The 19,920-nt window shown below is 68.1% G+C and carries 17 protein-coding genes; 2 read left to right on the top strand and 15 right to left on the bottom strand.

What is annotated here, in order from left to right; all coding sequences use genetic code 11:
* The first annotated feature begins 138 nt into the window (after positions 1–138).
* A complete protein-coding gene (argJ, locus tag AB0B55_RS24195; protein WP_357124826.1) occupies positions 139–1,281 on the top strand; it encodes a bifunctional glutamate N-acetyltransferase/amino-acid acetyltransferase ArgJ in 1,143 nt (380 codons plus the stop codon).
* Positions 1,282–1,379: 98 nt separating this feature from the next.
* Here argJ and AB0B55_RS24190 read toward each other — a convergent pair whose 3' ends face one another.
* From AB0B55_RS24190 to gntA, 15 genes are all read right to left on the bottom strand, one after another.
* Complete coding sequence (locus AB0B55_RS24190) at positions 1,380–2,822, bottom strand: class I adenylate-forming enzyme family protein (RefSeq protein WP_357173960.1); 1,443 nt, start codon at positions 2,820–2,822, stop codon at positions 1,380–1,382.
* A 9-nt stretch (positions 2,823–2,831) separates the two neighbouring features.
* Positions 2,832–3,641, bottom strand: a complete 810-nt coding sequence (locus tag AB0B55_RS24185) for a TauD/TfdA family dioxygenase (RefSeq protein WP_357124832.1) — start codon at positions 3,639–3,641, stop codon at positions 2,832–2,834.
* Positions 3,642–3,655: 14 nt separating this feature from the next.
* Positions 3,656–5,074 carry an asparagine synthase C-terminal domain-containing protein gene (locus AB0B55_RS24180; protein ID WP_357173957.1) on the bottom strand — a complete coding sequence of 473 codons (1,419 nt, stop codon included), beginning with the start codon at positions 5,072–5,074 and terminating at the stop codon, positions 3,656–3,658.
* Positions 5,071–5,853, bottom strand: a complete 783-nt coding sequence (locus AB0B55_RS24175; RefSeq protein ID WP_357124838.1) for an enoyl-CoA hydratase/isomerase family protein — start codon at positions 5,851–5,853, stop codon at positions 5,071–5,073. Before AB0B55_RS24175 ends, AB0B55_RS24180 begins: the two co-directional genes overlap by 4 nt.
* A gap of 155 nt (positions 5,854–6,008) precedes the next feature.
* Positions 6,009–6,911 carry a diaminopimelate epimerase gene (dapF, locus tag AB0B55_RS24170; RefSeq protein ID WP_357173954.1) on the bottom strand — a complete coding sequence of 301 codons (903 nt, stop codon included), beginning with the start codon at positions 6,909–6,911 and terminating at the stop codon, positions 6,009–6,011.
* The gene (locus AB0B55_RS24165; RefSeq protein WP_357124844.1) at positions 6,908–7,960 is read right to left on the bottom strand and encodes an iron-containing redox enzyme family protein; all 1,053 of its coding nucleotides are present in this window, start codon (positions 7,958–7,960) and stop codon (positions 6,908–6,910) included. The genes dapF and AB0B55_RS24165 overlap by 4 nt, the downstream gene beginning before the upstream one ends.
* 36 nt (positions 7,961–7,996) lie before the next feature.
* The gene (locus AB0B55_RS24160; RefSeq protein ID WP_357124849.1) at positions 7,997–10,093 is read right to left on the bottom strand and encodes a molybdopterin-dependent oxidoreductase; all 2,097 of its coding nucleotides are present in this window, start codon (positions 10,091–10,093) and stop codon (positions 7,997–7,999) included.
* The gene (locus tag AB0B55_RS24155; RefSeq protein ID WP_357124852.1) at positions 10,090–10,791 is read right to left on the bottom strand and encodes a 2OG-Fe dioxygenase family protein; all 702 of its coding nucleotides are present in this window, start codon (positions 10,789–10,791) and stop codon (positions 10,090–10,092) included. The genes AB0B55_RS24160 and AB0B55_RS24155 overlap by 4 nt, the downstream gene beginning before the upstream one ends.
* Before the next feature lie 217 nt (positions 10,792–11,008).
* Positions 11,009–12,046, bottom strand: a complete 1,038-nt coding sequence (locus AB0B55_RS24150) for a hypothetical protein (RefSeq protein ID WP_357124855.1) — start codon at positions 12,044–12,046, stop codon at positions 11,009–11,011.
* 324 nt (positions 12,047–12,370) lie between these two features.
* Positions 12,371–13,081: an MOSC domain-containing protein gene (locus tag AB0B55_RS24145; RefSeq protein WP_357124858.1), complete on the bottom strand. Its 711-nt coding sequence runs from the start codon at positions 13,079–13,081 to the stop codon at positions 12,371–12,373.
* Between the two features lie 43 nt (positions 13,082–13,124).
* Entirely contained in the window at positions 13,125–13,745 is a 621-nt protein-coding gene (locus tag AB0B55_RS24140; RefSeq protein ID WP_357124861.1) for a LysE family translocator, read from the bottom strand.
* Positions 13,746–13,797: 52 nt separating this feature from the next.
* On the bottom strand, positions 13,798–14,832 hold the full coding sequence (locus AB0B55_RS24135) for an amidinotransferase (protein ID WP_357124864.1): 1,035 nt from the start codon (positions 14,830–14,832) through the stop codon (positions 13,798–13,800).
* Positions 14,832–15,578 (bottom strand): SDR family NAD(P)-dependent oxidoreductase, encoded by a 747-nt coding sequence (locus tag AB0B55_RS24130; RefSeq protein ID WP_357124867.1) that lies wholly within the window; start codon positions 15,576–15,578, stop codon positions 14,832–14,834. Before AB0B55_RS24130 ends, AB0B55_RS24135 begins: the two co-directional genes overlap by 1 nt.
* A 57-nt stretch (positions 15,579–15,635) precedes the next feature.
* Entirely contained in the window at positions 15,636–16,103 is a 468-nt protein-coding gene (locus AB0B55_RS24125) for a GNAT family N-acetyltransferase (RefSeq protein WP_357124870.1), read from the bottom strand.
* On the bottom strand, positions 16,100–16,804 hold the full coding sequence (gene gntA / locus AB0B55_RS24120; protein WP_357124873.1) for a guanitoxin biosynthesis heme-dependent pre-guanitoxin N-hydroxylase GntA: 705 nt from the start codon (positions 16,802–16,804) through the stop codon (positions 16,100–16,102). Before gntA ends, AB0B55_RS24125 begins: the two co-directional genes overlap by 4 nt.
* A gap of 173 nt (positions 16,805–16,977) precedes the next feature.
* On the opposite strand from gntA, the gene AB0B55_RS24115 reads away from it, so the two are divergent.
* Positions 16,978–19,881, top strand: coding sequence for a BTAD domain-containing putative transcriptional regulator (locus AB0B55_RS24115; RefSeq protein ID WP_357124877.1), 2,904 nt, complete (start codon positions 16,978–16,980; stop codon positions 19,879–19,881).
* The last annotated feature ends 39 nt before the right edge of the window (positions 19,882–19,920 follow it).

Genomic DNA, 19,920 nt, shown 5'->3' with positions numbered 1-19,920 from the left:
ACGGCGGCGTACCGGCGAGGTTCGCCGCGATGGGCGGCCGGACGCGACTGTGGGACAATGCCGGCAACGGATGAGACTGGTGAGCGGATGTCGTCGACAGCTGAATCGCAAGATTTTCTCGGGCCACAGGCTCCTCTTGTGCCAAAGGGTTTCCGTGGCGTCACGAGGAACCTGGGCCTCAAAGACGTCGGTGACGATTTTACGGTCATCGTGTCCGAGGTCCCCGCGACATCGGCGGCGGTGTTCACGCGCTCGCGGTTCGCCGGGCCCAGCGTCGAGCTCAGTCGGCAGTCCGCGGCGGCCGGGAGCTTCCGGGGCATGGTGGTGCTCTCCCGCAATGCCAACGTCGCGACCGGGAAGGTCGGCGCCGAGAACGCCGCCGAGATTCAGCTCAGGGTCGCCGAGGCCGCCGGGATCCCCGCCGGCGAGCTCTTGATCGGCTCGACCGGAGTGATCGGGCGGCCCTATCCGATGACGCAGATCCGGCGAGGGCTCGACGAGTTGTCGTGGCCGCTCCCCGCCGCCGACTTCGACGCCAGCGCGCGCGCGATCATGACGACGGACACGCGCCACAAGGTGGTCCGGCTGCGCTGTGGTGACGCCGTGATCGTCGGCATCGCCAAAGGCGTCGGCATGATCGAGCCGAACATGGCGACGCTGCTGACGTTCTTCTTCACCGATGCGCAGGTCGGCAGGGAGGACCTCGACGCGATCTTCCGCCGGGTGGTCGACCGCACATTCAATGCGCTCAGCATCGACACCGACACCTCGACCAGTGACACCGCCGCAGTCTTCGCGAACGGGGTTGCCGGCCCGACCGACCTCGGAGAGTTCGAGCAGACGCTGCACCGGGCGGCCCTGCACCTGGTCAGAGACATTGCCTCCGACGGCGAGGGCGCGAGCAAGCTCATCGAGGTCCGGGTGAGTGGTGCCCGCGACGACGCGCAGGCGAAGCTGGTCGGCAAGAGCGTCGTGAACTCGCCGCTGGTCAAGACCGCCGTGCACGGCGCCGATCCGAACTGGGGCCGGGTCGCTATGGCGATCGGCAAGCTGGAGGACGAGACTGACATCGACCCCGACCGGGTGGCGATCCGTTTCGGCGATCTGCTGATGTTCCCCGAAAGCTCCGCCGACGACCTGTTGGACCGGGCCGCGGAGTACATGCGCGGCAAGGAAGTCGTGATTGACATCGACCTCGGGATCGCCGCCGGCTCGTTCACCGTCTACGGCTGCGATCTCACCGACGGCTACATCCGCATCAACGCCGACTACACGACCTGATCAGGGCCGCGGCTCCTGGCCGCCAACGTCTCGGCGACGTCCCCGCCCTGCCGGGCGAGCAGTGAGTTCGCGAGCCCACAGCTGCCGGAACGCATCGGTCAGCGGTGGCGCACGGTCGACGTCCGCCCCTTGCGCAGGGCGGGCTTGTCCACCTTTCCGACGGCGGTATGGGGGATGGTGGCGGCGAGCACGATTTCCGCACGCACACCCAGGTCCTCGAGCACGGCACGGATCGCTGCGCGTACGCGCTCGTCCTCGACCCCGGCCACGGGGGTCGCCACCACGAGCGCCCCACGCTCGGTCTCCCCGGGCAGCGGTGCCAGTACGGCCGCCTCGGTGATCGGGCACGCGGCCGTCAGCGCGGCCTCGACGCCCGGGCTGAACACCGGACCGGCCGAGCCGCCGAGCAGGTCGGCGACACGGCCGAGGATTCGGTACTCGCCGTCGAACTCGGCGACATCCCCCGTGTGGTACCAGCCGTCACGGAACGTGGCGGAGGTCGCCCCCGGGTCAACGAAGTAACCGACGCTCGTGTACGTCGAGCGGGCCAGCACCTCACCGATCGAAGGCCAAGCCTCGTCGAGGGGAGCGAGCCTGATCTCCACACCGGTGACCGGGGTCATGCCGCGGGTGTCCTGCACGACATCGTCCATGTTCCCCAGCATGATGCCGAACTCGGTCGAGCCGTAGATGCGTCGAATGTGAATACCGAGCACCGCGGCCGCGTCGGCGACGACCTGGCCGCTCAGGTACGCACCGCCGCAGAGCGGCATCCGCAACGCGGAAAGGTCGACGGACCGGCCGCGTGCGGCCTGCGTCAGCAACTCGTAGTGCCTCGGCAGCGCGCTGCACACGGTGGCGCCGGTCTCCTCCAGCCACCGCAGCAAGTGGTCGGGCGCGGCAGACGGATCGGCCAGCACCAGGAGGGCCCCCGAGAGCAGCGCCGGGAACAGATGAACGTCGCAGCCGTGTGCGACGTCCAGGGTGTGGCGGTTGAACAGCACGTCCGCGGCGGTCGTCGCGGTGTAGGCGATCCACTGTCGCCGGTCGTGGAGCAGGTCATCCTGACGCCAGGTCACGAGCCGGGGCTTCCCCGTGGAGCCGGACGTCTCCAGCAGCCGGAACGCGCCCTCGTACGCCTTGAACGGCCGCGCGCCGACCAGCTCGGAGCCGGTCGCCAGCTCTGCGGTCGTCACCTGCTCGACGACGACGTCCGGCAGCGGCTCCGCGCCGACGACGAGTGCCGGCTTCGTCTGCTCGACCAGCCAGGCGATGTGCTCCGGCGCCGCCGACCTGCTGATCGGCACGTGGATAGCACCGCTGCCCGCCAGGGCGAGCACCAGTGCCACGTAATCAGTTCCGTTGTCCAGCCAGGTCGCCACCACCTGGCCCTCGCCGATGCCCCGGGCCCGCAGCCAGCCGAGGGCACGGTCGACCCGCAGCGACAGCTCGCCGTAGGTCAGGCGCTCGCCGTCGGGCACCACCACCGCGAGGGCGTCGGCTCTGCGGGCCACCACGGAACGGAACTCGGTCAGTAGCATCGTCTCTCCTCACGCGGCCGTCGGCAGGGTGACCTGGCCGCGATAGAGCAGACGCACCCCGTCGGACCCGATCGCGGTGCGGCCGTGCAGCGTCCGCTGGTTGTCGATCACCAGCAGGTCACCGGTCTGCCAACGATGCTGATAGAGGTAGCGCGGCGAATGCAGGTGCGCCGACAGCTCCGCGAAGAATGCGGCAGAGTCGTCGGCACTCACGTCGGCGACGCGCACCTGCCAACCCTGCGGCACATCCGGCGGGAATCCGAGTGCCAGGTTCAGCGAGCGCACGCGGCCGTAGTCGCGGGTGGTCGGGATCTCGTACCAGTCGGCGGGTACCTGCGGGAAGTAGCCGCGTTCCTCGACGAGGTATTCGAGCCGGCCGTCGGCAAGAACCTTGCCGAGGTGCGGCGGGATCTCACGCCACGCGGTGAGCTGATCGCACACCGTGGTCTCACCGGAACCGGGCTCGTCGGCGAAGTCCTTGGCGTACAGGACGATCAGGTCGACCTGTTCGCCGACCAACAGTCCGTCGGTGTGCAGCGGGAGGGGGCCGCGGCCGGTGACCACCTTCCCTGCGTCCCGTGAGGCGTTGAGCATCAACAGATCGGCCTGGCCCTCGCCGAACTTGTGATCCACAGTTTGGCCGAGGTGGTGGACGAGCCGCTGGAAGGCATCCTCGGTGAAGTCCAGGCCGCGCGTCAGCGCGACCCCGCTGGTCAGCGCCGCCTCCCGGGACCGCCGGGCCATCTCCTCGACGGTCTCCCCGGGCGGCGACGTCAACACCGTGCCGAAACCTGATTCGGTCAGTGTGTTCTCGGTCATCGTCATCTCCTCGTTCATCGGATTGTGGCGAGCGCGCCTGCGTAGACCTCGTCGGCGTTCCAGTCGTCGAGGTGTCCTTGACCGGCCAGTGCCAGGAGGTCGGCGAAGCATGCTTGGTAGACGCGGGAAGGGTCGCTCTGCCCGGAGTCCGCAGCGAGCCGCCGCCGCACCCCCTCCTGCAGGTTCCCGCCGTGGTGTACGGCGATCTTGCGGCGCCACGCGATAGCGGGGGTGACATGGGCGGCCATCGCGGTCCGCAGATGGAACTTCTCCCGGCCGTCGTGGACCTTGCACGCGGGCGTGGTCTCCAGCGCGGTGCGCATCACCGGGAGTGTCCAGAACGGGTGGAACGTCTCGACGCCGTACGCCAGCGCCATCCGGTTGGCCAGCTCACCGCTGGTGCGGGTGCGCGCGACCGCCGCGATGCCCTGGTCGATCAGCTCGTCCGGGTGCTCGAACGGGGTGAAGAGCCCGGCATTGATGAGGTCGCTGCCGTACCCGGTGAGCAGCACGCGACCCGGTTCGACCACGCCGGACTGGTAGAACGCCGTGGCCGTGAGCGCGACCTCGACCACCTCCGGCGTGGTCACGCCGAGCCAGCGGACGGCGGCGGGGACGGCACGGATGATGCTGTCCTCGTCGAGCAGCAGCGAATGCAACTTGAGGCCAGCGACCTCGCACAGCTCCGCGGCGTCGGAAAACTCGTCTCCCCAGGGCGTTCCGACACTGTACGGCCGCACGTCGAGGTTCCGCGCCGCGGCCAGGTAGGTCACGGTGCCCGAGTCGATCCCGCCGGAGAGCAGTGACGCGTACGTGGCCTCGGGGCGGACGGCGGCGATGCCGGCGATCACCGCATCCAGCTCGGCCAGTTGCGCCTGCCCGGCAGCCAGCGGATCGTCCCGAAACGGCCTGCGGAACTGCTCGAGGAAGTCCTCGGCCGGCGGGGCGGTGCTGGTCAGCCAGCCCGAAGCGGTCCGGGCGCGGCGTTGCCGGACCGAGTGGTCCAACCGTCGTATCCCGTCGACGAGCGTGGCTTCCGCATCGGTGCTCACCGGACCCGAGCGCACCCGGGCGGCGAGGCCCCACGCGGGCAGAATAGCCGCGGCGAGCAGCAGGTCGGTGAAGAAGGCGAAGCCATCGGTCGCGGGGTCCTCGGCGACGTAGATGGCGTCCTCGTTGAACACCGAGGTGAACGCGGTCACGGCGTCCTCGCCCACCTGCAGCACGGTGCGCTGCGCCGGTTGCGTGGGCAGCTCCCCGAGCGCGGGCGTCGCCGTCAGCGTACGGACGTCGACATCGAACGGCGCGGTCGTGGGCAGCCCTGCCACGAGGCCACGGTGGTAGACGAACAGATCACCGACCTCGACGCACGCGCCCATCGGCTCAAGTCCGGTCAGGCGCCGGTTGGCGACGACCACCCAACCGCCGCTCATGCCTGGCCCACGATCCGGCGCATCTCCCGCTGCGGCCGCCCCGAGGCGAATCCTGCCCGGTGTGATCTCTTCGCGTTGTCCCGCAGGACGTGCAAGCCTTGGATGTAGTCGTGGTTCATCTGCGGCTTCGTGTTGCGCACGGCCGCCGGGTTGTAGTCGGCGAAAGCCGCCGCGCGGGCCAGCGCGGTCGGCAGCACGTCCGCTGCGGGCACCGCTTCGTGCAGTAGGCCGTCCCGCAGGGAGGACTCGGCGGACCATTCGTCACACGACAGGAGCATGTGCTGCATCACCGAACGCCCGGCCGAGCGTTCCAGCATGAACGCGCCGAAATTGCATGCGATACCCACCTTGAACTCGGGCATCCGCAGGATCGACGATTCCGCACCGACGCGGTAGTCACAGGTGAGCAGGAGTTGCAGGCCGATCCCGATGGCGTAACCCTCGACGGCAGCCACGGTGGGTTTGGTGACTTCGAGGCTGGCGACGTACAGCTCGGTGATGTTGTCGATCCACTCGTCCACCTCGTCACCGCCCGAGAAGTGGCTGACCTCGTGAAAATCGCCGCCCACGGCGAAGGAATTGCCCTCGCCGCCGTGCAGCACCACGGCGGCCACCGCGTCGTCGGCCTCGACCTCGCGGAGGATCCCGGTGAGTGCGCGCATCCGGCCGTTGCTCATCGCGTTCGAGTGATGCGAGCCCTCGAACGTAACCTGCGCGACGCCGTTCTTGGTCACCACGGTGAAGGTGTCGCGGGGCTGTGTGTGGACAGCGTTGTTCATCAAGCTGGTCCTCCATAGTTATCGGGGTGAAAGATGTGCATTTGGTGGGCCGTTCCAGTGCGTCCTGGGTCCTGCGGCACCTCTTTCGCCTCCTGTCGGGCACATCCGATCGGTGCCTTCTGCGCGCCCGCCACGCCGCCGCAGCTCCTCCTCCGTCAGGAGAAGCTTGAGGTCGGGGCCGGCCGGGTCGGTCGACCCGCTCGAGTGGCGAGGCCGGCGGAGACCCGCCCGGTGGCGACCTCCTCGACCGGTCCGGTCAGTCGGACCGCGCCGCCGGCGTCGACGGACACGGTCACGGCACCACCGCGCATCCGGACGTCGACCTCGTCGCCCACCAGACCGAGACGCCGCACCGCAGTTGCCGCGGCGCAGGCCCCGCTCCCGGACGCGAGCACCGGCCCGGCACCGCGTTCCCACACCACGACCTCCAGCGACCGCCGATCGCGCACCACCGCGAACTCCACATTGACCCGGGTGCGGAACGCAGAGTGCCGGCCGATCAGCGGCCCCAGCTCCCGCGCGGCCGTCTCATCGGCTGCCGGCAGGACGACGACCGCGTGCGGGTTTCCGTTGTGGACGCAGGTCACCCGAAGGGTCCGCCCCGCCACGGGCAGCGGGTGGTCGACGACCGGGCCGGAACCCCCGACCAGGCCGACGATGTCCGCGTCGAAGTCCGGACGACCCAGGTCGATCGACACCAGCCCCGCGAGCCGGTCCAGTACCCGGACGCTGGTGTGGCCGAACCCCGTGTCCAGCACGAACTCCGCGCCGCCGTCTCGGGACAGGTGCAGGGCGAGAATGCGCAACCCGTTCGCGCTCCGCTCGCACGGGCTCCCGTCCGGGTTGAACAACCGGACCGGCATGGGCTGGCCCGCGCCCGCGGGCGGTCCCCGGAAGACAATTCCGTCCGCGCCGACCCCGAAGTGCCGGTCGCACATCGCGACCGCCGTCGCCGGTGCGGCGGGCAGCCCGTCCTCCGGATCCACGACCAGGTAGTCGTTGCCCAACGCTTGGTATTTCGCGAAGCGCGGAAGGCCGGCCCCTCGGGGCGAGGTCACCTGCGGCTGCCGTCAGCCCACCGCGGGGCGGTCTCGGCGAGCCGCTCGTCAAGGTAGCGCGCGGACGAGTTGAGTCGCCACAGTGTCCCGCGGGCGATGCCAATGCGCATAGCCTCGGAGGTCGCCGCCGGCTTCACCACGTTATGGAACCACCCGGCTGCGTGCTGGGAGTCGACCGTGATGTGCAGTCTGTGGTAGGTGATCCCGACCTCTGGCAGCCCCAGCCGCTCCCATGCGCGCACGACGCACACGAACCGGTCCGGCACCAGCCACTCGGTCATCCCGAGGTAGCCGACCGCCTCGGCGTACCGGTACCGATAGCGCGACAACATCACTGCGAGGTTCCCGGACAGCAGCGCCGTGCCCGTGAGCCGGTCGGCGACCTCATCCTCCCGCACGTCGAAGACCTCGAAGATCCTTCGAAAGAGCGTGGTGTGCACCTCCTCCGGCCGGCCGTTGCCCATCTCGTCCCAGTAGTTCGCCGCGATCTCCATTTTGGCGGGACCGTCGGTACCGACCTGCATGAGGGCGAGCAGGTCGTCGAACCTCGCGTCGATGACCGACTCCTGGATCATGTACAGACGCAGGTCCTCGGAGTCTGCGTGGTTGCTGATGAAATCGGTGTAGTAGGGATGCTTGTACACCCGGTGCTGCTTGGCCAGCGCCTTCAACCAGGAGACGTAGGCGGCCGGTTCGCTCGGCATGCCGTCCAGTAGGCCGGCTTGGATGCGGGCGTCCTCCGCCGCGCCGGTGGCGGACTCCACCAGGCGGGCGATCTCGTGAATCACGACCGATCCCTCGGCGCTCGGTCTACCCGGAGCGATCCGCAACCCGAGATCGTAGATTCGGGCGAGGATCTGTTGCTGCTGCAGAAATGCGTCCGGGTCACCTGCGGTAGCGCGGTCGTTCAGCTCTCTCACCCGATCGAGAACCTGTTCTCGCAGCGCACCGTGCACCGCGCGGTCAAGTTGATCCGCCGATATAGACAGCCAATTGGAGATGTCGTCGACGACAGACGCTGCACCTTGAACGGAAGCTGTTTGTTGCACGGTTGTACCCCCATGGAAATGATGTGTCATCTGATGTCAGTCCCGCGCCGCGGAGGGTTGCCATTTTTCGACCTCGACGCGGTTGTCGTGGAACACTGCACCGCCGCCCATGTCGGCGTCCCGCTCGTTCACCGTCGCGTTGACGGTCGGGCCGCCGGTGAGCTTCATCCAATGGCCCTTCGTGGTCCCGACGACTCCGCTGCGGACGTGCTCGGAGGCGTACGCGGTGGAGACGAATGAACCGCGGTCGTTGAAGACGGCGACCGGTGTGCCGTCGTGGAGCCCACGGGCGGCCATGTCGTCCGGGTGCAGCTCGACCCGGGGCGGACCAGCCCGGCGCCGTAGTTCCGGCTTGTTGGCGAAGACCGAGTTGAGGAAGAAGTGCGAGGCGCCGGCGATCAGCGAGAGCGGGTACCGCGCGGCCAGTTCCGGGTCGGTCGACTCGCGTGGCGGGGTGTATCCCGCCACTGCCTCGAACCCGGCTTCCAGGGCTCGCTCGGACCGGAATTCCAGCTTGCCGGACGGTGTCGGGAAGCCGTCGGCGAACGGCACGAATTCGGCCGGATAACTCAGTCTCGCCCACCCGTCTCGGCGCAGGGACTCAACATCGATACCGGCCAGCGATGGATGGTCCGTGGCCAGCAACTGAGCCGCCATCTCTTCGTCCGAATCGTAGAGTCTCGGCTCGGACAACCCCATGTGCCGGGCGATTCGGCGGAAGATCTCCGTGGTGGAGAGGCAATCACCCGGAGGGGCCGTCGCCGGCTCGTTCCACGCGATGTACATGTGGCCGTAGCCGTCGAGAACATCGAGGTGCTCGGTCTGCATGGTCGCGGGCAGCACGATGTCGGCGTAGTCGGCGGTGTCGGTCTGGAAGTGGTCGACGACGACCGTGAACAGGTCTTCGCGGGCGAGCGCCTGGCGAACGCGTTGCTGATCCGGGTTGCTGACCACCGGGTTGGCCCCGTACACGAACAGCGCCTTGACCGGCGGGGTCAGGTCGAGGAGGTTCTGGCCGAGGCGGGTCATGGAGAGCCGTCGCACCGGCGCCGCACGCAGGTCGCTGCACAGGAGTGCCTGCCGGTTGCCGCCGAAGTACCCGTCGGTCGAGTAGGTGAGGCCACCGCCCAGCCTGCCCCAGTCACCGGTGACGCCCGGCAGGCAGGCGAGCAGGCGAACGGCCGCGCCGCCGCCCGCGTGGCGCTGCATCCCGCTGCCGGCGCGGATGCCGGTGGGCCTCGTGGCGGCGATCCGTTCCCCCAGATGCTCGATCTGCGCGCGGGAGACGCCGGTCAACTCCGCGACCCGTTCCGGAGGGAACTGCTCGATGCGGGCGCGGAACTCGGGCCACCCCACTGTGTGGTCGGCCAGGTAGGCATGGTCCGCCCCGCCGGCGGCGACCACCACGTTGAGCAAGCCCAGCGCGAGGGCTGCGTCGGTACCGGGCCGCGGCGCCAGGTGCTCGTCGGCCTGCTGAGCGGTCCTTGTGGCCACTGGGTCGATCGCGACGACGTGCGCGCCCTGCTCGCGTGCCTTGTTGATGAACCGCCACTGGTGATGGCTTGTGGTGAGAGTGTTGACGCCCCACAGCAAGATCAACCGCGAGTGGGCCAGCGACTCCGGATCGATGCCCCGGTGGGTCCCGGTGGCAAGGTCCGCGCCGACCAGCCCCGCCACCGAGCAGATCGTCATGTCGTGCTCGGAGGCGCCGAGCACGTTCCACAGCCGTGCGCCGGCCTGGCCCTGGAGCCCCTGGAGGAACCCCAGGTTGCCCGTTCCCTGATACGGCCAGATCGACTCGCCGCCGTACTGGCGACGAACCCGGTCGAACTGTTCGGCGATCTCGTCGAACGCCGCGTCGAGGCTGATCCTCGTGAACCTGCCGGTGCCCTTCGGGCCGGTGCGACGCAGCGCATGACGGAGGCGGTCGGGCGACGCCGCGTGGTCGAGGTACTGGTTGACCTTCACGCAGAGAGTGCCGTGGGTGAAGGGGTGCTCGGGGCGACCGCGCAACGTGACGGCCGCACCGTCGCGGACGCCCACTATCCAGCTGCAGGCATCCGGGCAGTCCAACGGGCATCCGCCCGCGACCTCACGGTCGACCACAGTGACACGTCTACCCGATGCCTTCATTGCGCCGAGGGTTTGCTGTTGAGCACCGCCTGGTCGTGCTCCTCGCCGTACCAACGCTCCGACCAGCGCGAGAACGCGGCGATGACGATGTCGCGGTGCCCCTCCTCGCCGGAGGCATCAGGGTGCAAGTCTGTGACGTCGTGTGCGACGGCGCGGTCATCGAGCAGCGCAGCATGACCAGGCTGGACGGTGCCACGCCAGAACGGCTCGGAGGAGTCGAGGCCCTTCCACAGCCGCATCTCACCCCCGGTCACGTTGTGCCTGTTGAAGACCAGAATCGCGACGTACTCATGCCCGTCCTTATGGACGCCCTCCGGGGTGACCAGCCCTGGTTTCGCTTCCGTGGCGCGGCTGCGGTTCTGGTGAACGTTCACCTGCCAGCTCTCGGAGCGGTCCAGTGGCAGGTTGGCGGCGACCGCGTGCAGGTAGGGGAGGAAGTCGGCCTGCAATGGCTCGTACTCGCGCATGATGCCGCCCGCGACCGTGTTGTATTCGCGGGACTGGCCGTAGGGGCGGTGCGGAAGCAGCTCGAACGACCAGGCGTCGGAGATGTAGTCAATCTTGTACTGCGAGAAGCGCTTGTAGCGCGTCTTGTTTCCCATGTAGACGTCGAGCGGGACATTGTCGTAGCTGTTCAACACCTCCTGCGAGACCGGAGGCAGATCGATGATGGCATACCCGTCGATGAGTCTTGACATTCGAGTCTTCCGTTCTGTTGGGCAGTCGTGGCCGAGCCGTCGCCGAGCTATTTCTCTGTGGCCTGGGTATTTATATTGATCGGTGTGAATACTATCCAGTGGTTCTCCTGAGCGTCAAGCCCGTCCGTGCAAGACTTTGCTCACCGAAAATTGCAACGGAAAATGGGCACCCCGAAACCCTCGATGCCGCCAGCATCGAGGACCGCCACCGACTCGATCAGAAGTACCTGGTCAACTCTCCCCGGCGTCGGATGTCGAGAGAGCAGCAATGCAGTCCGCCCCCGAGGGAACGGCCGTGCCGGAACCGCACGGGCACCGGCTCCACGCCTGCCTGCTCCAGCTGAAGCATGAGAGAGACCTGGTTGGACGGGACAAGCACGCGATCCGGGCCCAGCGCGAGGAGGTTCATCCCGACCCAGCGAGAAGCTCGTGGCCAGTCGAAGGCGAAACCGTCATCCTCGATATCGGTGACCCACAGCGTCTTCCAGCTCCGCAGCGGGCTCGGAATCATTTCGGGCGTCATTTTAACTGCATTGGCCAACAGTAGGCCCGGCCGAAGTATGTGCAGTGTCGTGTCGACGTGATCAGCGCAGATGGACATCTCGTGGATCGTGAAATCCGGCCCCAGGATTCGCTGAAGCCAACTCGCACCTCGCCGGTTACCGGTGCTGCTGACGTTGAAGAAAATATCGTACCCGCATCTCAGGAGGTTTGCGGCATCGAACAAGGGTTCCTCGTCGGCAACTACCGAAGCATTCGACTCGTAGATGTACGTGGAGTCCGGCAGCCTCGGCTTGGGCGCCGACAGCCATCGGGCTCCGGAATCGAAATACCCGCGCAGCAGGTCGCGGTACGGGAAGACCTCAAAGTACCGGGACCTCATCGGCATCGGGACCTCGATCAGCATGTCACCGATGACCGACAGGCAGTCTCGCGGCATGAGCGCATGCATCGCGACGGACGCCCAGTCCGGCGACGCATAATGCTGTCCCGGCACCAGGGGTTCGGGGCGTCGAACGGCGACACCGTGCGACTCGAGTACCGCGGTGAGATCGTGAAAGTCCTCCTCCGCTTCGTCGATGACTCGATCCAGCAACGCGCTGGGGATCTTCTCGCGTTCCGCCTCGACCGGTTGTTCGAAGAAGTGGCGCAGGGAGGGGTCCACGGGCGGGGGAGTGAAGCCGACGGCGGTGCCCAGCACGACCTCCTCCAGCGGGTCCCAGTCGTTACTGCTCCACACGGCGTTAACGGTCATCGGCAATCCCCTCGATCAGGTGGCAGGTAGCCGGGCACATCCACGCCGCTGGGGTCGCGCGCAGCACGATCAAAGCTGCCGGGCCGCGCAGGTGCGTTACCGGCCTTGTCCGTCTGACGTCGGTGATCGTCGAGTAGGCACGTCCGGTTCTCTCGCGGCGCACGGCAGACTGATGTGAGCGTCGACGTCGATGGCGTGCCGTGCCCGTCGCTGTGGATCGCGACGAGACGGCGGGCCAGACGCGGCGTCCGTCGGCTGTCACCGGCGTCAGAATCCCGGTGGCCGTGTCAGTTCGGGAGGCCCGCGTCTTGGGCGAAGACCGCTTCAACTCACGCGGACACGGTCGCCGAACCGGACCGGGCCCGCACAGATGACCCTCGCGTACACCCCGAAGTTTGTCTGTCTCTGTTCGGCCAGCACCCGCAGGACGTCCTTGTCGCGGGGCACGCCCGGCTGCGGCAGCGTGACCGTCACGCACCGCTCGGTCTGCTCGGTGATCTCGAGTCTCGTGGTCTCCCCGATGGACACCTCGCGGCCGATCCAGTCGTCCTCGAATCTTGGCCCCCACTCCCCGTCGATGACGATATTGGGCCGGAAACGGGCCACCGGGACCACGGTTCCTTCCGGCACCTCGGCCGCCAGCGCGGTGAGGGAGGAGCGTGAGATCAGGTGGACCGCGCCGATGTCGAAGTGAGGTGTGCCCGATTCCCGAGCGGCCCGCACCGGCTCACCGGCCAACGCCGTGAGCGCCGCGTCGAGGTCGGGGTCGCCGGCAGCCAGCACGGCGCCGTTCGGCGTGTGAACCTCGACGCGACCGTGGCGTGTGCGCGCCGCGTAGGCGAGCAGGCCGTCGAGGCGACGGACGTGCTTCCAGGTCTTGCAGCTGCCCACCCGCCCGTCCGGGAAGGTGGCGGCCCACTCGCGGTCGCCGGAAACTCCGCGGCTGTCCAGCCGTACGTCATCGACCGTCTCGCCCTGCATGGACTTGAACGGATATCGGTAGAGTGCTTCGACTGTCGCCTCGACAGCGGACACGAGAGACTCCTTCGCGCGAGGCCCGGACGGTTGGCTGGGCCGGTCATCGGTCGAACAGCACCAGGCTGGCCAGAGCGATGAGGACGGCGCTCGACAGGTAGTTGAGCGCACGCCCGACCCGGGGACGTCTGGCGATCTTGGAGGCCAGGGTGCCTCCGGTGACCCCGACGGTGACATCGATGGGCAGGGCGGTCAGCGGAACGATCAAGCAGAACCCGATCAGGACCAGCAGGCCCGGATCGTCGAGACTGACGATGATTTGCGGGACCAGGGCGAGAAAGAAGGTGACCGTCTTCGGATTCGTGCCCTCCACCAGGAACCCCTGCAGGTAGCTGCGCAAGCCGGACACCCTGGCCGGTCTCTCGGTTCTTACCGTGAACGGCTGGTCACGGAGCCCCGAGATGCCCAGATAGAGCAGGTACGCCGCACCGGCGATCCGCAGCATCGTGAAGGCCAGCTCGGACGAGGCGATCAGGGCGGAGGCGCCGATCGCCGTCAGGAGCGCCCACATCGCACTCCCGCTAGCCAGCCCGAAGGCCGCGAACACTCCGGCGATCCGTCCGTTGACGACGCTGCGCGACATCACGTAGAGGATCGACGGCCCGGGGCTCAGGTTCAGCAGGAACGCACTGAGAGCGAACGAGGCAAGGATGGTGAGCGTCAACCGGCTGGCCCTTTCTGCTGAGCTCAGGAAAAGCGTCGCCAACGCGACGGAGTCACAGGTACGTCTCGAGTCCGCCGCGCCGGCGTACGTCCAGCGAACAGCAGTGCAGTCCGCCGCCGAAGGTGCGACCGTGCCGGAAGCTGGTGGGGACCGCGGTGATCCCGGCGTTCTCCAGCTGCTTGATCACCCGGGTCTGGTTGGCCGGCACCACGACCGTGTCGGGGCCGAGGGCCAGAATGTTCATGCCGACCCAGACTGAGGCGCGCGGCCAGTCGAAGGCATAGCCGTCGTCCTCTGGTGTGTCCACCCAGATGGTCTTCCAGGACTGCAGGGGGGCGGGAATCCGATCCGCGGTGAGGCGTTCCGAGTTGGCCAGCAGCAGCCCCGGCCGCAGGATGTGCAACGTCGTTCCGACGTGATCACTGCAGATGGAGATCTCGTGCACCCGGAAGTCCGAGCCCAGCTGCCGACGTAGCCAGGCCGCACCCCGCCGGTTGCCGGTGTTGCTCACGTTGAAGAAGATGTCGGTCCCGCACCGGAGCATGTTGGCGGCGTCGAACAACGGCTCGTGCTCCGCCACGACCGAGGCACCAGGTTCGTACACGTAGGTCTCGTCGGGCAGCAGGGGCTTCGGTGCCGAGAACCAGGAGGCGCCCGCATCGGAGTACTCCCGGAGCAGGCCCCGGAACGGGGCGGTCTCGAAGTAGCGGGCACGCATCGGCATCGGCGCCTCGATGATGCGGTCGCCGATCACCAGCAGGCAGTCCCGCGGCATCAGCGCGTGCATGGCGACGGAATCCCACTCCGGAGTGGCGTAGCTCCGGCCCACGGTGCTCGCGTCCGGACGGCGCACCCGTACGCCGGCACTCGTCAGCGTCTCGGTGAGCTGGGCGAAGTCCTCCTCGGTCTCGTCCACCACGCGTTGCAGCGTGCTGGCGTCGATCCGCTCGTCCCCGGCGTCCGCCGGGGGCTCGAAGAAGTGCTTCAGCGAAACGTCCACCGGAGGCGGGGTGAGGCCGGCCGCGGAGCCGAGAATGACCTCCTCCAGCGGATCCCAGTCGTTGACACTCCAGACGGGTTGCGTCATCACTGCTCCTTGGTTCGGCTCGGGCGGAAACTGAGGCCGAATGGCTGGTCCGTGGGCATGAGCTCGATGAGGCTCACGTTGACTCGCTGAGGCTGGGAGATGCACCACTCCACCGCCTCGGCGATGTCCTGCGGGGTGAGCGGGTCGGTGCCGTCGTACAGGGCGTCTGCTCGCTCCTGATCCCCGTCGAACCGGGTCACCGCGAACTCCGTACGGGCCATGCCGGGGGCGATGCAGCTGACGCGGATGCCGCGACCCTCCAGGTCGGTTCGCATGTTGAGACTGAGCTGGTGGACGAATGCCTTGGTGCCGCCGTAGACGTTCCCGCCGAGGTAGGGGTACACCGCGGCGATGGAGCCGATGTTCACCACGTGGCCGCGGCCGGCGGCCAGCATGAGGGGCAGGGCCGCGCGGACGCAGTGCAGGAGTCCCAGCACATTCGTGTCGACCATCTCGCGCCAGTGGCGCAGATCGGCGTCCTGGATCGGGCCGAAGCCCTTCGAGAGACCGGCGTTGTTGACGAGGATGCCCACATCGGAGAACGGTGCGGGTAGGTCGCCGAGAGCCTGGGCGACGGCGTCTCCGTCCCGTACGTCGACGGTCAGCGGATGCACCAGGTCGTGGCCGAGGCGGTCGGCGAGCTCGGTGAGTCGTTCGGTGCGACGGGCCAGCGCCACGACCGGCCGCCCGGTCTTCACCAGTCGCTCGACGGTGGCCCGGCCGAATCCCGACGAGGCGCCGGTCACTATCGCAGAAGGCAGGTTTGTCACTGTTCTGTACCCTTTCCCGTAGGTCGACGACCGTCAGATCTGGCGGCGGTAGACGACGGAATTGCGCGTGGGATCCAGTTGGCTCACCCAGCGCCGAGGCCCGGCAGAGGGCCCGACCTCAATGAACCCGTGTCCGAGGAACCACGCGTTGGCCGGGCTGGACGCCGCGTACAGTGCACGTGCCGATGACCGGGCCGCCTCCTGGAGGATCCTGTCGAGCAGGAGGCTCCCGGTCCGGCGGCCCTGGAAGCTGCTCTGGACGCACAGGTTGTCCAGGACCCAGTCGCTCCCGAAACGCTGGACGCCGACGCAGGCCACAATCCGGCTGTCGTCCTCGACGACCAGGAAGTCGGCGTGCCGCCGGGCGAACTCACCGACGTCGCGATGGCGCAGCCGACCGAGCGCGACGAACGGAGCGGACAGGTCGTGCAGGGCCTCCGCGTCCGCCCAGCGGGCTCGTCGCAGCGACAGGAGGCGAGCCTTACTGACGGCGGTCTTCACCGAGCCATCCCGTCGAACGTCGCCGAGGCGCTCGAGATCGGGCACCGCCACTCCGCCGGCTGCGGTTGTCCTGAGTACTGGAGGGCCTCCGGCTGCTCCCCGAAGTCCGCGAGGTTCGGGTTGATGGACCCCTGAAGCCGCAGCTCGCGGGCCCGGATCTTGTCCTGCAGCGAGGCGTAGAGCCCATCCTGCTTCAACTGGTCGAACTGCTTGTGGGAGTTGAAGACGAGTACCGGGTGCGTGAACCGACGGGAGATCCTCGACGCCTGGGAGTGCAGACCCACCACGAAGAACGGATGTCCGGCGACGCTGTAGGCGAAGTCCAGGGCGTGGGGGTCACTGGAGACACCCGGCGCCCACGCGTATTTCTCCCGATCCACTTGGCGAAGCATGGCGAGCTGCGTCCAGAGGGTTTGCTCGAACTCCGCCTCGCTCAGCCGCCGCGGATTCTCGAAGATCGCTGCGAAGGAGCTGAACCTGGTTTCGTGCAGCCGGGTCCGGTCGACGAAGCCGACAATCTCCCGGTGCAGTTCCCGAGTGCTGTCGACGTCGAGCATCGACTTCAGTTCGACGCAATACAATTGCTTCTGACGCAACGACGCGCGTGCTCCGAGGCAGGAGAAAGCGGTACCATCAATCCAATCCTCGAATGCTGATGTCAGAGGCCTAGATTTCTGGGCAAACTCATCCTGTCGAGCCATTGAAATTCCCCGTAACTTGATTGCACCACCGTGATATAGGCACGAACATGACCCCCCGGTCATCTGTCTTGGTCAAGCATGGTCAGTGATGTAGGCTGATTTCTTGACGGCGAGTTGACAGCGACGTCGACACGATGAGGTGCTACCTGGGCCGCAGGGTATTTCGGGCTTAGGTGATCTACGGGGGCATTGTGGGCTTGATCATTCTCGGGCCGGTGGAGGGTCGATCGCAGGGTCGATCGTCGTCGATGGGAAGACCGCAGCAGTGCACGGTCCTGGCCGCGCTGGCCGTGGAGGTCGGACGGACGGTGCCGGCCGATGTGCTCGTCGAGCGGGTGTGGGGCCAGGAGCCACCCGAGCGGGCGCGGCGCACCTTGCACAGTCACATCACCCGCATCCGGCGATCGCTGGAGACAATCGACACGGGATCCGGGGATCCGGCCCGGCTGCTGCTGGGCTCCGGGGGCTACCGCCTCGACATGGAGCCCGACGACATCGACCTACACCGTTTCCGCAGGTTGGTGAAGCGGGCCGACAGGCGGCTGTGCTCCGAGGCCGACGCGCGGGTACTGCTCCGGCAAGCCGTCGCCCTGTGGCGCGGCGAGCCACTTGCCGGCCTGACCAGCGCCTGGGCGGAACGCACTCGGAACGCGTGGACGCTGGAGCGGCTGGACGCCGTGGTCGCCTGGGCCCGGACGGAGCTGGCGATCGGGGACCCACAGGCGGTCATCGCGGAGCTGAACGCGCTGGCCTACGACTTTCCGCTGGTGGAAAGCCTGGCGGCGACGCTGATTCAGGCCCAGTACGCTGCTGGACGCACGAGCGAGGCCCTCGACCGCTACGCGACGGTGCGCCGGCAGATGGTCGATGCGCTCGGCATCGAGCCGGGTCCCGAGCTGCAGCAGGTGCAGCAGGCGATCCTGCAGGGCGACCGGATCGGACCTACCGGCCCGGCGATCAGCCGTGACGCCGTTCTCGCACCGCAGGTCCGGATCCCGCCGCAGCGCCCGACCCATGCCGTCGCTGGGCCCGCACCGCGTCGGCACCTGGTCGTTCCAGCGCAGCTGCCGATCGACGTCCGGGGGTTCGCCGGCCGCGAATCGGAGATGGCCCAGTTGACGGACATTCTCGAAAGCTCCCAGGCGGAGAAGCAGCCCGCGCTGTGCGTCCTCTGGAGTGCCGCTGGGTCAGGCAAGACCTCACTGGCGGTGCACTGGGCACACCGGGTGGCGCAGCAGTTCCCGGAGGGGCAGCTCTACGCCAACCTGCGAGGCTTCGAGCCGAGCGGCGTGGTGGTGCGGCCGGAAGAGGTCATTCGCATGTTCCTGGACACGTTCCAGGTGCCGCCGCAGAGCATCCCGGTCAGCCTGGAGGCACAGGCGGCGTTGTACCGCAGCTACGTCGCTGGTCGCCGAATGCTCGTGGTTCTGGACAATGCGCGTGACGTCGACCAGGTCCGGCCCCTGTTGCCCGGCACCGCCGACTGTCTGGTCCTGGTCACCAGTCGTCGTGCGCTGCCCAGCCTCGTGGCGAGCGAGGGCGCTCATCCGATCGCCGTGGGCCCGTTGCCGTACGACGAGGCCAGGCGGGTGCTCTCCAACCGGCTGGGCGCCGCGCGGGTCGCGGCGGACAGTGCCGCCGTCGACCGGCTCATCGCCCGCTGTGCCGGGTTGCCGCTCGCCCTGGCCCTCGTCGCCGCACGCGTCGCGACCCACCCTGACCTGGATCTTCGTACGCTCGCCGACGAGCTCGACGTGGCTGTTGGATCGACCGAAACGCCGGCTGAGGCCGGGAGGGGCGTCCACGTCGTGTTCGTGTGGACCTACCGGACGCTGAGCCCGGCCGCGGCGAGACTGTTCCGCCTGCTGGGACTCTCGCCCGGTCCGGACATCGACGAACTGGCCGTGGCCCACCTCGCGGCGCTGGACCTGCCCACGGCGAGGATGTTGCTCAATGAGCTGCAGGACGCCCAGATGGTCAGCGAGCACAAGCCGGCCCGGCTGTCCTTGCACGAGTTGCTCCGGGGCTATGCGATGGACCTGGTCCGCGCGGTGGAGACCGCGGAGGAGCGGTCGGCCGCTGTTCGCCGGCTGCTCACCCACTACGTGACCTCGTCGCGCCGCGCCGCCGTACTGCTCGAGCGGCATCTGTCCCAGGATGCGGTGGAGGGCCCGGACGCCGGATCTTCCCGTCTCACGACGGCCCGGGAGGCGGTGGAGTGGTTTACCGCCGAGCACGCGATGCTGCTCGACATCGTTCGCCGGGCCGCGGACGAGGGTCATGACGCGAGCCTGTGCAGCCTCGCTCGATCGCTGATGGAGTACTTCAACCGCCAGGGCCATTGGCGGGATCAGATCAACACGCAGCGGCTCGCCCTGGACGCGGCCCGGCGGCTCGGCGACCGGCGCGCCATGGGTCAGGCGCACCGCGGCATCGGGGTGGCCCATGCCTGGCTGGGCCAGTACGACGACGCTTACACACACAGCCGGAGTGCGCTCGACCTCGCCTGCGAGGTCGGTTCGACGAGTGATCAGGCGCAGGCGCATCTGGCCCTGGCGCGCGTCTTCGAGCGGCAGGGCCGCCACCGCGAGGCGCTCGACCACGATCAGGCCGCCCTCATGCTGGCCGAGATCGCGAATGACCGGCTGGCGCACGCGGTCTCGCTCAACAATGTCGGCTGGTCGCTGGCCATGTTGGAGCAGTACGAGGCCGCCAAGGACCACTGCGGCCGGGCTCTGATGGTGCTGCGGGAGGTCGGCGATCCGTCTGGGCAGGCGGCGACCTGGGATAGCCTGGGCTACATCAACCACCAGCTGCACTATTCGGCCGAGGCGATCGAGTGCTACCGCGAGGCGATCAGGTTGAACCGGGAGGCCGGGAACCGTTACGCCGAGGCTGACAGCCAGCACCACCTCGGCAACACTCTGATGACACTGGGCGACTTCGCGGGTGCCAAGGGATGCTGGCAGCAGGCCGTGGTCATCCTCGACGAGTTGAATCACCCCGACGCCGAGACGGTGCGGGATAGGCTGACCGGTCTCGAGCAGGCGCAATCCGGGATCGGCTGGGGGCGCTGATCGCCCGGCCGGCCGGGCACGGGCCGGCCGGCCGAGCTC

The organism is Micromonospora sp. NPDC049107 (genome assembly GCF_040648595.1).
Lineage (GTDB): Bacteria > Actinomycetota > Actinomycetes > Mycobacteriales > Micromonosporaceae > Micromonospora.
Note: the sequence above shows the minus strand (reverse complement) of the source record. Positions and strands in the feature narration are given on the sequence as shown.